Source organism: Actinoplanes sp. CA-131856 (genome assembly GCF_050956135.1).
Classification (GTDB): Bacteria; Actinomycetota; Actinomycetes; order Mycobacteriales; family Micromonosporaceae; genus Actinoplanes.
The window spans coordinates 2,001,321-2,015,841 of sequence record NZ_CP191849.1; the positions used below are offsets into that span (position 1 = coordinate 2,001,321).

Annotated in this window: 9 protein-coding genes and 1 pseudogene; all 10 read left to right on the plus strand. The window is 71.4% G+C overall.

Going from position 1 to position 14,521, the window contains the following annotated elements:
- Positions 1-171 precede the first annotated feature (171 nt).
- Entirely contained in the window at positions 172-573 is a 402-nt protein-coding gene (locus tag ACQP2X_RS09695) for an SAV_6107 family HEPN domain-containing protein (RefSeq protein ID WP_438865820.1), read from the plus strand.
- 255 nt (positions 574-828) lie between these two features.
- Positions 829-1,470, plus strand: a pseudogene (gene imuA', locus ACQP2X_RS09700) (DnaE2-dependent mutagenesis accessory factor ImuA'); the annotation flags it as partial.
- A 1,000-nt stretch (positions 1,471-2,470) separates the two neighbouring features.
- Positions 2,471-4,435 carry a DNA polymerase Y family protein gene (locus tag ACQP2X_RS09705; RefSeq protein WP_498700882.1) on the plus strand — a complete coding sequence of 655 codons (1,965 nt, stop codon included), beginning with the start codon at positions 2,471-2,473 and terminating at the stop codon, positions 4,433-4,435.
- A 17-nt stretch (positions 4,436-4,452) separates the two neighbouring features.
- Positions 4,453-7,803 (plus strand): error-prone DNA polymerase, encoded by a 3,351-nt coding sequence (locus tag ACQP2X_RS09710; protein WP_498695883.1) that lies wholly within the window; start codon positions 4,453-4,455, stop codon positions 7,801-7,803.
- 58 nt (positions 7,804-7,861) lie between these two features.
- Complete coding sequence (locus ACQP2X_RS09715) at positions 7,862-8,263, plus strand: SSI family serine proteinase inhibitor (RefSeq protein ID WP_498695885.1); 402 nt, start codon at positions 7,862-7,864, stop codon at positions 8,261-8,263.
- Positions 8,264-8,312: 49 nt separating this feature from the next.
- Positions 8,313-9,059 (plus strand): methyltransferase domain-containing protein, encoded by a 747-nt coding sequence (locus ACQP2X_RS09720; protein WP_498695887.1) that lies wholly within the window; start codon positions 8,313-8,315, stop codon positions 9,057-9,059.
- Between the two features lie 314 nt (positions 9,060-9,373).
- Positions 9,374-10,585, plus strand: a complete 1,212-nt coding sequence (locus ACQP2X_RS09725; protein WP_498700883.1) for an alkaline phosphatase family protein — start codon at positions 9,374-9,376, stop codon at positions 10,583-10,585.
- 255 nt (positions 10,586-10,840) lie between these two features.
- Positions 10,841-12,136, plus strand: coding sequence for a DNA polymerase IV (gene dinB / locus ACQP2X_RS09730; protein ID WP_498695888.1), 1,296 nt, complete (start codon positions 10,841-10,843; stop codon positions 12,134-12,136).
- A gap of 102 nt (positions 12,137-12,238) precedes the next feature.
- A complete protein-coding gene (locus tag ACQP2X_RS09735) occupies positions 12,239-12,625 on the plus strand; it encodes an SCO2097 family morphological protein (RefSeq protein ID WP_498658098.1) in 387 nt (128 codons plus the stop codon).
- A 1,201-nt stretch (positions 12,626-13,826) separates the two neighbouring features.
- Positions 13,827-14,489 carry an HAD family hydrolase gene (locus ACQP2X_RS09740; protein ID WP_498695889.1) on the plus strand — a complete coding sequence of 221 codons (663 nt, stop codon included), beginning with the start codon at positions 13,827-13,829 and terminating at the stop codon, positions 14,487-14,489.
- The last annotated feature ends 32 nt before the right edge of the window (positions 14,490-14,521 follow it).

Consider the following 14,521-nt stretch of genomic DNA (forward strand, 5'->3'; position numbering starts at 1 on the left):
CTGCTGCGTCTTCCTCCGCAGCTGATCGGTTCGACCAGTTCGTCGGATGCGACACACGCGAGGAGAAACACCATGGCGAGCAACACGGCGCCGGCCCTCACCCAGGTGCCCGGTCTGGCCCATGCGCCGACCGCGGCCGCCCGGGCCGAGGCGCCCACGGTTCCGGCGCACATGCTGCCGCAGCGCACCCCTGCCCAACTGCTGACGATCGCCCGCCAGGGCCTCGACGAGGCGGCACGCACCAGGCCCGACGGCTTGCGCTACGCCGCTGCTCACCTGGCCGCCCTGCGCGCCGCCGCCGCGGTTCTGGCCGCCCGCGCCCGTCCGGCCACCTCCACGAGACGCAGCCGCGTGACCAGTGTCTGGTCCCTGCTGGTCCTGGTGGCTCCCGAGTTCGGCGAGTGGGCCAACTACTTCGCCCTGGGCGCCGGCAAACGGGCCGCCGCCGAGGCCGGCATCCCTCGCGTGGTGAGCCCCCGGGAGGCCGACGATCTTCTGCGGGCCGCCGAGCAGTTCGTGGCCGTCGTCGAGTCCGCCCTGGGCCTGACCTACCAGCCGCCCTTGGCCGCCTGACCCACTGGCCGCGGCGGCTCCACGCCGATCCGAGAAGCCTGGTCCACGGCCCGGCTCCGATCCGCGTGCCCGGGCCCGGGTTTCGGTGGCGCGACGAGTGAGACAGCCGGTGGGAGCGACCGGCGGACATGTGAGCCTCGGGCTTTCGCGATCGTGCGGAGGCGCGGGCTCGGGGCGGTAGCCGCCATGGAGGGCGGCCCGTTCGAGGCAGCGGTTCGCGATGAGCCGGACAAGAGCAACAGAGCGAGGCACCACATGGCGGGACGCATGAGCAGCGGTGCGGCCGCCCTTGCTGAGCTGGTTCGGGCGGCCGGGGAGACCGAGACCAGCGGTGTGCAGCGGATGCTGCCGGTGGCCCCCGAGTTGAGCGGCCTGCTGCCCGGGCGCGGTCTCCGGCGCGGCAGCACCGTGGCCGTCACCACCGGCCGCGAGTCCACCGCCGGCGGCGGAACCTCACTGCTGCTGGCCTTGCTGGCCGAGGCTTCCCGGGCCGGCTCGTGGTGCGCGGTGGTCGGCGTGCCCTCGCTGGGCGCGATCGCCGCCGCCGAGAGCGGCGTAGCCCTGGACCGCCTGGCCTTGGTGCCCGACCCGGGCCCCGAGTGGCCCACTGTCGTAGCCGCCTTGATCGACGGCGTGGACGTGGTCGTCACAGCAGTCCCTGGCGGCGTCTCCGGCACGATAGCTTCCCGTTTGGTGGCCCGCGCCCGCCAGCGGGGAAGCGTCCTGGTCCCGTTCGGCGCCTGGTCCGGCGCCGACGTCACTTTGAGCGTGACCGCGGCCCGCTGGGAGGGCTTGGGCACAGGCCACGGCCGCTTACGCCGCCGCGAGGTGACCGTACGGGCCCACGGCCGAGGAGCGGCCGCCCGCCCCAAACAGGCCACCATGTGGATGCCGGGCATCACCATCCGCCCGATCACCTTGCCTCCGGCCCCGCCCACTCCGGGCCCTCGCCCCACCCGCCCTCAGCCTTCGACTCCTCAACCCACCCAGCCGTCCGCGGTTTCGCCTGCGCGGCCTTCTGCGGTTTCGCCTGCGCGGCCTTCTGCGGTTTCGCCTGCGCGGCCTTCTGCGGTTTCGCCTGCGCGGCCTTCTGCGGTTTCGCCCGCTCGGCGTTCCGCGGTTCCGTCCGTCCGGCCTTCCGCGGTTGTGCCCGCGCGGCTTTCCATGGTTGTGCCGGCGCGGCCTTCCGTAGTCGTGCCCGGCCGATCTTCCGCAGTCTCGTCCGCTCGGCCTTCCGCGGCTTTGTCTGTTCGGTCGTCTGCGGTTGGGTCTGCTTCGATTTCTGCGGGTTTGTCTGCTCGGTCTTCTGCGGTCGCGCCTGCTTCGGCTTCTGCGGTTTTGTCTGTTCGGTCTTCTGCGGTGGCGCCTGCTTCGACCTCCGTGGGTTTGATCGCTCAACCCTCGGGGACTTTGCTCACCCGGCCCTCCGTGATCAATTCCGTTTTGTCCTTTGTGGTTGCGTACGGTCGGCGCCCGGCGAGGGTGGCCGCTATGGGCGGCTTCTCGGGTTTCTCCGTCGACCCCGCTCAAACCGCAGATGTGGTCTCGGTGGGCCGGACAGCCGCTTCCTCTTCGGGGCGGCAGGTAGCTGGCCCCGATTCGCCGGTTTCGGATTCTCGGCGGCGGCCGGCAGTGGTGGGTGTGCCGTTCTTCGGCCCGGCAGCGGCGACGGCGACTTCCGTGGGGTCGGTAGGGCGGGCGGTGGCGACTTCCGTGGCGCCGGTCGCGACGGCGACTTCCGTCGGGTCGGTGGGGGAGGCGGGGCGGATGGCTTCCTCGGCTGGCGGGGGCGGTGGTCGGCGGTCCTCTGTGGATGATCGGCTGTCTTGGGGAGCCCGGCCGGGGAGTGTCTCGTCGGTGGCGGTGGGCTGACGTGGCTGTTGCGGGGACTACCGGGGTGGCGGGGGCCCGGACGATGTTGCTCTGGTGTCCGGACTGGGCTGTGGTGGCGGCCGAGATCGTGGAAGGGGTGCCGGCGGCGGGGGCGGTTGTCGTGTTGCGGGGGAACCGGGTCGTCGCCTGTTCTGAAGGGGCGCGGCGTGAAGGCGTACGGAAAGGACTGCGGCGCCGGGAAGCGCAGAGCCGATGCCCTCAGCTTGTTGTCGTCGAAGACGATCCCGGGCGTGATGCCCGGGCCTTTGAGGCTGTGGTCGCGGCGGTCGAGGAAACCGCGGTTGGTGTCGAGGTCATTCGGCCCGGGGCCTGTGCTTTCGCGGCGCGAGGGCCGGCACGGTATTTCGGTGGGGAGGAGGCGGCGGCCGAACGGATCGTGGAGCAGGTCGCGCAGCAGTGTGAAGTGGAGAGTCAGGTCGGTGTGGCCGAAGGGGTCTTCGCGGCGGGGCTCGCGGCGCGGAAAGGGCTGCTGATCCCGCCGGGGGAGACGGCCGCTTTCCTGGCGGGGGAGCCGATCGAGGCGCTGGAGCGGCCCGAGCTGGTCGATCTGCTCAAGCGGCTCGGGGTCAAGACGCTGGGTGACTTCGCCCGGCTGCCGGCGGGGGACGTGCTGAGCCGGTTCGGGTTCGACGGGGCGCTCGCGCACCGGCTCGCGGGCGGGCTCGATCATCGGCCGCTCGCTGTGCGGAAGCCTCCTCCGGATCTGGAGGTCGAGGAGACGTACGACGAACCGCTGGAAAGAGTCGATGTGGCGGCCTTCGCGGGAAGGGCTCTCGCCGAGCGGTTGCATGACGGGCTTTCGGCGTACGGCTTGGCCTGCACCCGCCTCGGCATCGAGGCGGTCACCGCCGACGGCCAGGAACTGCACCGGGTCTGGCGTCACGACGGCACCTTGACCGCCGCCGCCATCGCCGAACGCGTCCGCTGGCAACTCGACGGCTGGCTGACCGGCGCCCGCCGGGGCGCGCCGGCCCGCCCGACCGCCGGCCTGGTGCGCCTGCGGCTGATCCCCGACGGCGTCCTGGTCCACTTGGGACTGCAACCGGGCCTGTGGGGCGACGCCGGCGCCGAACGGGAACGGGCCCACCGGGCCTTCAGCCGGGTGCAGGGCCTGCTGGGCCCGCACGCCGTGGTCACGCCGGTCCTGGGCGGGGGCCGCTCCACCGACGACCAGATCCGCCTGGTCCCCTGGGGCGACGAACGCGACCCCACCCGCCCGTCGGCCCTCCACGACGACCCGATCCCGGGCGTGCTGACAACGCCACTCCTGCCACGTTCCACCGCGCCCGCGCTGAGCCCCGACCTGCCGGATTACGAACCCCCCACCCCCAACCCCCTTCCCGAGGTACGCCCCGAGCACGCCGACGGCACAGTGATCGCCCTGTCCTCACGCCGCAGGACACAGCCCCCGGTCCCGTCCTGGGAGGAGTTGGAGGGCACATCCGCATCCGCTCCCTCAAAAGCCGATTCTCCGGGCACGGCGCGGGACGGATTGGCGTCGGTTTCGCAGCTTTCCGACCACCGGCCGATGGCGAAGGAACCCGAGCCCCAGGATCCCGAGCCCCAGGATGAGGTCACGCTGCTCGCCGTGCGGCCCTGGGCCCAGCGGATCGGCCGTAAACCCCCCAAACCTCCCGTTCTGCCTCCGTGGCCGGGGCGGCTTCCCAAGCCGGCGCCGGCGCTTGTGCTGCCGCAGCCGTTGGGGGCCGTGGTGCTCGACGAGGCCGGTACGCCGGTGGGGGTCAGCGCCCGGCTCGAACTCACCGGCGAACCCGCCGCGCTCGTGGTCGACCGGGGGCAGCCGGTGGAGATCACCGGGTGGGCCGGGCCGTGGCCGGTCGACGAACGGTGGTGGGCGGCCGGCGAAGCCCGGCGCCGGGCCCGATTTCAGGTCGTTCTGGTTGATGAGCGGGCGTTTCTGCTGGTGCTCGCGTCGGGGCACTGGGCTGTCGAGGCCGTTTATGACTGACGATGCGGTGGCCTCTCGTGGGCTTCAATAACCCGGGCATTCCCTGGTCGGAGCTCGAGGGCGCCCTCTCCGGACGCAAAGCCAGGAAACCCGAATACGTCGTCGACCCCCTGGCCGTCGACGGCGACGGCGGTGACTCGCCCGCCTGGTCGCGCAAGCGCCAACCCTACGAAGCGCCCGCCCTTGTCACCTCCGAGAGCCGCACCCCGTACGCCGAACTGCACTGTCATACGAACTTCAGCTTTCTCGACGGGGCCAGCCACCCCGAGGAACTCGCCGAGGAGGCCGCCCGGCTCGGCCTGAAAGGTCTGGCCGTCACCGACCACGACGGGTTCTACGGGGTGGTCCGGTTCTCGCAGGCCGCTCGGGAGCTGGGGCTTCCCACGATCTTCGGTGCGGAGCTCTCCCTCGATCTTTCCCGGCCGCAGAACGGGGAGCCCGACCCCGAGGGGCGTCATCTTCTCGCTCTCGCGCACGGGCATGAGGGCTATGCCCGGCTGGCCCGGGTGATCTCCCGGGGGCAGCTCGCCGGCGGGGAGAAGGGGCGGCCCGCCTATGGCGATCTCGAAGATGTCGCGGCCGAGCTGCGTGACCATGTGCTCGTGCTGACCGGGTGCCGCAAGGGCAGTGTGCCTCTGGCCCTGGCCACCGAGGGGGTGGAGGCCGCGGCGTACGAGCTGGACCGGCTTGTCGCTCTTTTCGGCAAGCCCAATGTCGCGGTCGAGTTGATCTCGCATGGTGACCCGTACGACGACGACCGTAACGATGTCCTTTTCGCGCTGGCCGAGAGTCGTCACCTGGAAGTGGTGGCCACCAACAACGTGCACTACGCGGCCCCGGCCCGGCGGCGGCTCGCCACCGCTCTCGCCGCCGTCCGGGCCCGGCGCAGCCTTGATGAGATCGACGGCTGGCTGCCCGCGGCCGGCACCGCTCATCTGCGCAGCGGGGACGAGATGGCCCGCCGGTTCGCCGCCTATCCGGGTGCCGTCGCCAACGCGGCCATGTTCGGTGAGGATCTCGCCTTCGACCTCAACCTGGTCGCGCCCAAGCTTCCCGACTTCCCCATCCCCGAGGAGGGGCACACCGAGATGAGCTGGCTGCGCGAGCTCACCATGCGCGGCGCCCGTGACCGCTACGGGCCGCCGGAGGCTCATCCGCGGGCGTACGAGCAGATCGAGTACGAACTGCGCATGATCGACGAGCTCGGCTTCCCGGGATATTTCCTGGTCGTCTACGACATCGTCGAGTTCTGCCGGAACAACCGGATCTACGCGCAGGGTCGCGGGTCGGCCGCCAACTCCGCCGTCTGCTACGCGCTGCGCATCACCAATGTGGACGCCGTCGCCCACAATCTGCTCTTCGAGCGCTTCCTCGCCCCCGAGCGGGACGGGCCGCCCGACATCGACGTGGACATCGAGTCGGACCGGCGCGAGGAGGTCATCCAGCACGTCTACCGCAAGCACGGCCGCGAGCACACCGCGCAGGTGGCCAACGTCATCTCGTACCGGCCACGCTCCGCCGTGCGGGACATGGCGAAGGCCTTCGGCTTCTCGCCCGGCCAGCAGGACGCCTGGAGCAAGCAGATCGACCGCTGGGGCAGTGTGGCCACGGTCGACGTCGAGGACATTCCGGAGCAGGTCGTTTCGTACGCCAATCAGGTCCAGGACTTTCCGCGGCATCTGGGCATCCACTCGGGCGGCATGGTGATCTGCGATCGGCCGATCATCGAGGTGTGCCCGGTCGAGTGGGGCCGGATGCCGGGACGGACCGTGCTCCAGTGGGACAAGGACGACTGCGCGGCGATCGAGCTGGTCAAGTTCGATCTGCTCGGGCTCGGCATGTTGTCGGCGCTGCGCTACGCCCACGAGATGATCGAGTCCGAGTTGGACATCGGTTCGATGGATCTGACCGATTCCGAGGTGTACGACATGTTGTGCCGGGCCGATTCGGTCGGTGTCTTCCAGGTGGAGAGCCGCGCGCAGATGGCCACTCTTCCCCGGCTCAAGCCCCGCGAGTTCTACGACCTGGTGGTGGAGGTCGCGCTCATCCGGCCGGGCCCGATTCAAGGGGGCTCCGTCCATCCGTACATCAGAAGGAAGAACGGCCTGGAGAAAATCACCTATCCGCACCCCCTGATGCGCAATGCCCTGGAGAAGACGCTCGGCGTGCCGCTCTTTCAGGAACAGTTGATGCAGCTCGCGATCGACGTCGCCGGCTTCGACCCGGCCGAGGCCGATCAGCTGCGCCGGGCCATGGGCTCGAAACGGTCGGTCGAGAAGATGGAGCGCATCAAGGACCGCCTCTACCAGGGCATGGCCGAGCGGGGGATCACCGGCGAGCTCGCCGACGACCTCTTTCTCAAACTCTCCGCATTCGCCAGCTATGGCTTTCCGGAGAGCCACGCCATGAGTTTCGCCTATTTGGTGTACGCCAGCGCGTGGCTCAAGCGCTATCACCCGGCGGCCTTCTGCGCGGCCCTGCTGAACGCGCAGCCGATGGGCTTCTACTCGCCGCAGTCGCTGGTCGACGACGCCCGCCGGCACGGTGTGGAGGTGCGCCGCCCTGACATCAATCTCAGCGACGCCGCGGCCGTTCTCGAATCGACACCGCAGACCCGATGGGGGTCGATGCGCGGTGAGCCGCCGCACGCCTGGGGACTGGGTGGTCCGGCGGTGCGCCAGGGTCTTTCTTCCGTTCGTACGCTCGGCGAGGAGTTGGCCCAGCGCATCGAGGAGGAACGCCGGGAGCGCGGGCCTTTCACGAGCATGACCGATCTGTCGCGCCGGACCGGATGCACGACGGCCCACCTGGAGGCGCTCGCCACGGCCGACGCGTTCGCGGGCTTCGGGCTGACCCGTCGTGAGGCCCTGTGGGCGGCCGGCGCCGCCGCCCAGGACCGGCCCGACCGCCTCCCGGGCACGGTGACCGGCACCGACGCCCCGATGCTGCCCGGCATGAGCGAGGTCGACGAGCTGGTGGCCGACGTCTGGGCCACCGGTTTGTCCCCCGACTCACATCCGGCCCAGTTCATCCGGGACGAGCTGACCAGGGCGGGCGCCCTGCCGATCTCCCGCCTGGGCGCGGTCGAGGCGGGCACCCGGATCCGCGTGGGCGGCATCGTCACCCACCGGCAGCGGCCGGCGACCGCGGGCGGGGTGACCTTCGTCAACCTCGAGGACGAGACCGGCATGCTCAACGTGACCTGCTCGCCCGGGCTGTGGCAGCGCTACCGGCGGGTGGCCCGCACCAGCTCGGCGCTGATCGTCCGGGGCCGGCTGGAGAAGGCCGAGGGCGTCCTCAACCTGGTCGCCGACCGCCTGGAGGCGGTGACCCCGCCGGTGACGCCGGCCTCCCGCGACTTCCGGTAACCAGCACCACCGGCCCTCGTTACTCTTGAGGATGATTTGTCGGTTTTAGGGGGCTTTTGTGTTCACGACTCTGCTTACTTCCGTCACCGCTCTGGCCGCTCTCCTTCCCGGGCCGGTGGCCGACCCCAAGCCCTACGGTTCGCCGCCGCGCCCTCAGGAGCCCAAGGTGGCGCTCAAGCTGCAGTACACGTCGGAGTCCGGTTTCGCGATGGCCGTCACGCTGGACTGCGAACCCGCCGGTGGCGGCCATCCCAAGCCCGAGGCGGCCTGCGAGACGCTGAGCGCGGTCGGAGCGGATCCCGGCAGGATCGAACCGAAGACCACCGCCTGCGTGATGATCTACGCCCCGGTGACGGCCGAGGTCACCGGCGTGTGGCGCCGCATGCCGGTGAAGTGGACCCACAGGTTCGGCAACACCTGCGAGATGCGCCGCGCCACGGGCGTCCTGTTCGAGTTCTGAGCGGGCCTCCACGAGCGCGAGGCGGGCGGACGGCCGTTACGCTGCGCGTGTGGAAATCGCATCGACGCGTACCGCCCGACCGCTCGTGACCACCCGGACCGCCGCCGTCTGGGCGGTGCTGCGGCGGGAGCTGGAGCGGAACGCCGGCCGCGAGCTGACCGTGATCGACGTCGGCGGCGGCACGGGCGGCTTCGCCGTGCCGCTGGCCGAGGCCGGCCACACCGTCACCGTCGTCGACGCCAGCCCCGACGCGCTGGCCGCCCTGACCCGCCGGGCCGCCGACGCCGGCGTGGCCGACCGGGTCCGGGCCGTGCAGGGCGACGGCGACGCGCTCGCCGGCCTGGTCGAGCCGGCCAGCGCCGACCTGGTGCTCTGCCACGCGGTCCTCGAGGTGGTCGACGACCCGGCCTCGGTGGTCGAGGCGATCGCGGCCGCGCTGCGCCCGGGCGGCGCGGTGAGCCTGCTGGTCGCGAGCAAGGCCGCGGCCATCCTGGGCCGGGCGATAAACGGTCACCTCGGTTCGGCCGCCGCCGTCGCCGCCGACCCCGAGGGCCGGGCCGGCGCGCGCGACACCCTGCGCCGCCGCTTCGACGTGGAGAGCGCCACGGCTCTCCTGCGCTCGGCGGGTCTCGAGCCGGAGGAGACCCATGGCGTACGGGTTCTGACCGATCTCCTGCCGGCGGCGGTCGTCGAGGAGGACCCGCAGGCCCTGCTGGCCCTGGAGCTCGAACTGGCCGCCCGGCCCCCGTTTCGCGACATCGCCTCCCAGCTGCACGTCTTCGCCCGCCACTCCTGACCGCCGCCGCCCTGGTCGCCGCCGCTCCTCTTGACCGCCGCTCCGCTTGACCGCCGCTCCTCTTGACTGCCGCCCCTCCTGAGCGTCGTCGCCCCTGACCGCCGCCAACCCTGGCCCTCGTCGACCCTGACCGCCGCCAACCCTGGCCTTCGCCGACCCTGACCCTCGCCAACCCTGACCCTCTCCGCCCCGAGCGTCGTCGCCACTGAGTCCGGGAGCCGCTGATGTCCGAGATCAACTCCACGTCCGCCGTTCCCGCCGCGTCCTCTTCTCCCTCGCGGCGCTCGGCGGCGTCGCTGTCCGAGCGGGAAGCGCTGACCGGGCGGATTCCGCCCGATACTCAGCCCTCGCTGAGCGGGCCGCTCGTGGTGCCCGACGATCGGTTGCCGGATGCTGCTTTTGTGACGGTTCGTCCGGCGTACGGCGAAGGAAGCCTCTCCGATGTTCTTCCCAGCGCGAGCGCGGTGCTCGGGGTTCCGGGCGCGGCCGACACGCTCGGCCTGCGGGAACAGCTGGACGGGGTGGACCGGATCGCGGTGCTGCTCGTGGACGGGCTCGGTGTCCATCAGCTGCCGGTCGCCGCGCCGTACACACCGGTCCTGAACGAACTGGCCACCGGCGCACGGACCTTGACCACCGGGTTCCCCTCGACGACACCGGTCAGCGTGGTCACGGTGGGCGCGGGAGTGCCGCCGGGCGCGCACGGGGTGCTCGGCTTCACCACGCGGCGCCCGGACGGGCGGGTGCTCAACCACGTCCACTGGAACGACGACCCGGACCCGGCGGGCTGGCAGCCGGTGCCGACCCGCTTCGAGACGGCGGCGGCCGCGGGGGTGAAGGTCACCCAGGTGGTACGCCCGGAGTTCGAGGGCAGTGGCCTGACGGTCGCGGCCTATCGGGGAGCGTCGTTCCGGAGCGCGTCCGAGGGTGCTGAGCTGGCCGAACGGATGCTGGAGGCGCTGGCTGAGGGTCCGGCCCTGGTGTACGGCTATCACGCCGATCTGGACAAGACCGGTCATTTGTACGGGGTCGACTCGCACTACTGGCGATTGGCCGCTCAGGGAGTGGACGATCTGCTCGACCGCCTGGTCCACGGGCTGCCGCCCCGCTCGGCGCTGCTGGTGATCGCCGATCATGGTCAGCTGAACGTGCCGGTCGAATGCCGCTACGACATGGCCGGCAACCCGAGTCTGTCGGACGGAGTGGCGACGGTGGCGGGGGAGCCGCGCGTCCGCTATCTGCACGCGGAGCCGGGAGCGACGGCCGACCTGATCGCCGCCTGGCAGTCGGTCATGGGCGACGACGCGTGGGTCATGACCCGCGAGGAGATCATCGACGACGGCTGGTTCGGCCCGGTGCCGGCCGAACACCGCTCCCGCATCGGCGACGTGGTGATCGTCTGCCGCAACCGGGCGGTCGCCCTGGCCAGCGGCTGGGAGCCGCCGCCGGTGGGCCGGTTGATCGCCTACCACGGCTCGGTGACCGCGGCCGAGATGACAGTGCCGCTGTTGATCGCCCGAGCCTGACTCCCGCCGTACCCGGCCCGGCCCTTTGCCCTGGCCTGCCCCTTGCCGCGCCCAGCTCTTGCCCGCCGTCCTAACCCCGCGCCCGTGCTGGCCGCCCCGCGCCCGTGCTGGCCGCCCCGCGCCCGTGCTGCCCGCCCCGCTCCCGCGCTGCTCCTCCCCGGCCCTCGATCTCTTTGCCCGCGGCTGACCTCCTTGGCCGAAATGTGCGGTTTGTTCCTCGGCGTTTTTGTCAGGGGGTGTCGTTAGCCTCATGGCGTGGGACGAAGCCAGGCGGTGCCGAGGGGGCGTGACCCGCGTTTCGGGCCCGAAGCCGACGACGCGGGATGCACCGTCCTGCATGTCGACATGGATGCCTTCTTCGCGTCCGTCGCCGTGCGGGCCGATCCCTCGCTGCGGGGCAAGCCGGTGGTGGTCGGCGGTGTCGGGCCGCGCGGGGTGGTCAGCTCGGCGAGTTACGAGGCGCGGCGATATGGCGTACGCAGCGCCATGCCCACCGCCCGGGCCCGGCTCCTCTGCCCTCGGGCGATCTTCCTGCCGGTCGACGGGCCCGCCATCGGTGAGGCCTCCCGGGCCGTCATGGCGATCTTCCGGGACGTGACGCCGCTGGTCGAGCCGCTCTCCTCCGACGAGGCGTTCCTCGACGTGGCCGGCGCCCAGCGGCTCCTGGGGCGGCCGGTCGAGATCGCCCAGCTGATCCGCCGGCGCATGATCGAGGAGCAACGGCTGACCTGCTCGGTCGGTGTCGCCTCGACCAAGTTCGTGGCCAAGCTCGGCTCCACCCGGGCCAAGCCCGACGGCGTGGTCGTCGTCCCGCACGGTCTCGTGCTCGATTTTCTCCATCCGCTGCCGGTCGACGCGCTCTGGGGCGTGGGGGAGCGGGCGGCCGAGACGCTGCGCCGGCTCGGGCTCACCACGGTCGGCGAGATCGCCCACGCGCCGGTGAGCATGCTGCGGGGCGCGCTCGGCGAGGCCTCGGCCACCCACCTGCACGAGCTGGCGTGGGGGCGTGACCCGCGGCGGGTGACGCCCGAGCGTGAGGAGAAATCGATCGGCGCCGAGATGACGTTCGACACCGACGTCGCCGATCCGCTCCTGATCCGGCGCAGCCTGCTCGCCCTCTCCGAGAAGGTCGGGGCGCGCCTGCGCGCGAGCGGCTACGTGGGCCGCACGATCGCGATCAAGGTGCGGCTGGCCGACTTCCGGACGGTCAACCGATCTCGGACGGTGCCGACGAGCACCGATGTGGCACGTGAGATTTTCGAGACGGTTTGGAATTTGTTCACGGCGCTGGGCGCGCGCGACCACATTCGTCTGGTCGGCGTCCGGGTCGAGGGCCTCACCGACGCGGCCACCACGTCGCGGCAGCTCAGCCTGGGTGAGCCGGAGCGTGGCTGGCGCGAGGCGGAGGCCGCCACCGACGCGGTGATCGCCCGGTTCGGCCGGGCGAGCGTCGGTCCGGCCAGTCTTTTGGGACAAAGCGATCTACGCCGAACCGAAAATCACCCGCACTCGACGGTCGTCCCGCTTTCCGACCCGCCAACCCCCTCGTAGACTTGCTCGGTAAGGCAGCCGACGGCTGTCCCGAGCCACTTACCTTAGTGACACCCCGGTCCCAACCCGAGGGACCGGTTACCGCGCCCGGGGAGGAATGCCGTGCCGCTCTCGGAGCACGAGCAGCGGCTGTTCGATCAGATCGAGCGGTCGCTTGCCGAGGACCCCAAATTCGCCTCGGCTGTGCGGGCCAGCGACCCGCGTTTCCACGCACGGCGCCGGCTCCTCATCGCCGCGTTCGTGATCATCCTTGGCCTCGCCCTGGTCGTCTACGGGACGGTCAGCAGCAACACGCCCCTCGGCGTGGCCGGGTTCGTCGTCATGCTCGGCTCGGCCGCACTAGCGATGCAGTCCCGTCGCAAGGGCTCGGCCCCCGACCTCCACGCGGTGGGCGGCACAGCCACACGCCGCACCCGCCAGACCCGCAAGTCAGGCTTCCTCGACCGCCTGGAGGACCGCTGGCGCCAGCGGCCCGAGGGTCACCGCTGACGACCACAACCGCATAGCGAGCCGCCCGGCCCCGGCCGGCCGGCACCAAAGGCCAGCTGCCCGCCTCCGGCGTACAGCAGGCCCCCGAGCCGATGCCGACAGCACCGGCCAGAGCAGGATGGCGGCCTCAGGCCGCCATCTGCCGTTTCCCCGCGCCTAGCCCTTTGGCGCTCAGCGTCCACTGCCTGCGCGTCCCGCTGATCGGTGCTCAGCGTCCGCCGCCTGCGTGTCCCGGTCATCGGTGCTCAGCGTCCGCTGCCCGCGCGCCCCGGTCATAGGCGCCCAGCGTCCGCCGCTCCCGCGCGTCCCGCCCATCGGCGCTCAGCGTCCGCCGGCCGCGCGCCCTGCCTGTCCCGCCCGGTTGCAATCCTCGCGGCCGCGAAGCTGCCCGTCGCCCGCCTGCCTGTCGCCCGCCTGCCCGTCGCCTGCCTGCTCGGCTGTCTTCCGCCCGGCTATCGGTTCCGCCTTCCGCCCGGCTCTCGGTTCCGTGCGAGACCGCCTGGCGCCGTGCGCTTGGCTCTCGTGGGTCGGTTGCTGGTTCCGCGTCTAGCCGGCCGCTTGTCCGTTCGTCCGCGCGCTTGGTAGTCGGGTTGCCCGCGAAGCCGCCTGTCGCCTGCGCCCTGCGCGCGCTTGGCTGCTAGCGCTTTGCTGTCGGGACCCGCGCGAAGCTGCCCGCACGCTCGGCTCCTGGTCGTCGGGTGTACCCGCGGCGTCCTTGAGTTCGGCCTGCGGTTGGGGATGGCTGGGCCGACCGGGCTGGTCTTGGTGAGGAAGGTCCTTGGGGGTGGGAGCGGAACCGTCACCGTGCTGGGCTCGACGCGCCTGGAATCCGGCTGATCGAGCGCGTCGCCGGGCCGGGGACGCCCGCGGGGCAGGCCCGAGATTGCCGGGCACGTCGTCCGAACAGCGGAAACTTCTTCTGGGTGCGTGAGGCTATCGTCTAGTTGATCTAGGGCGAGGATGCGGTGCGATGCATGACCTTCTGGGCTGGCTGGGCGGGCTGGCAGTCATCGTCGCTTTCTATCCCGTGAACCAATGGCTTGTTCGCCGGAAATGTCTGGATCATCGGCCCTACTTCGTTCCTAGTCTGTAGGGGCCTCTGGGCACGTTCATCGTCATCATGGCCCGGCCTGTGGGGTGGCGCCGGTTCTCGTCGTAGGCCGGGTTCTGCCCGCTTGTCCCGGCATGTCAGGATCCGGGCGTGCTGGAAGCCGTGCTTTTTGATCTGGATGACACGTTGGTCGATCAGGAGACGGCGTTTCGGGCCGCGGCTGTCGAATGGGCCGCGGGGCTCGGTGACACCGGGGCCGATGTTCCCGCTCGGTGGGCTCTCGTGTCCGAGCGGCACTACGAGCGCTACCAACGGCGGGAGATCGCCTTCGGGGAGCAGCGCCGGGAGCGTGTCCGGGACTTCCTCGGGGTGGCCCTCAGCGACGCCGAGGCGGATGGGCTCTTCGCCGGCTATCTGGAGCGGTACGAAGCCGGGTGGGCCCTCTTCGACGACGCTGTCCCGGCTCTTCGGCGGGCTCGGGCGGCGGGGCTCGCCGTCGCCGTGTTCACCAACGGGGAGGAAGGGCAGCAGCTGCGCAAGCTTGATCGGCTCGGGTTGCTGCCTGAGGTTGATCTCATGGTGGCGTCCTCGACTCTGCCGGCCGGGAAGCCTGACCCGCGCGCCTTCCGGCATGCGGTCGAGCGGGTGGGTGTCGACGCCTCTCGGGCGCTGATGGTCGGGGACTCGCTGCGCAAGGACGTGCTCGGTGCGCGGGCGGCCGGACTGGCCGCTGTTCTGCTCGACCGGGCCGGCGCCCACTCCGGTGTCGACGAGCGCCGGATCACCTCGCTGGACGAGCTGAACTTCACATAGGACGAAAAGATGCCGCCGCCCCGGGTGGGCGG

Coding starts and splice junctions, on each gene's coding strand:
- ACQP2X_RS09695 (WP_438865820.1), top strand. CDS start 172: ATGCTGCCGCAGCGCACCCCTGCCCAACTGCTGACGATCGCCCGCCAG.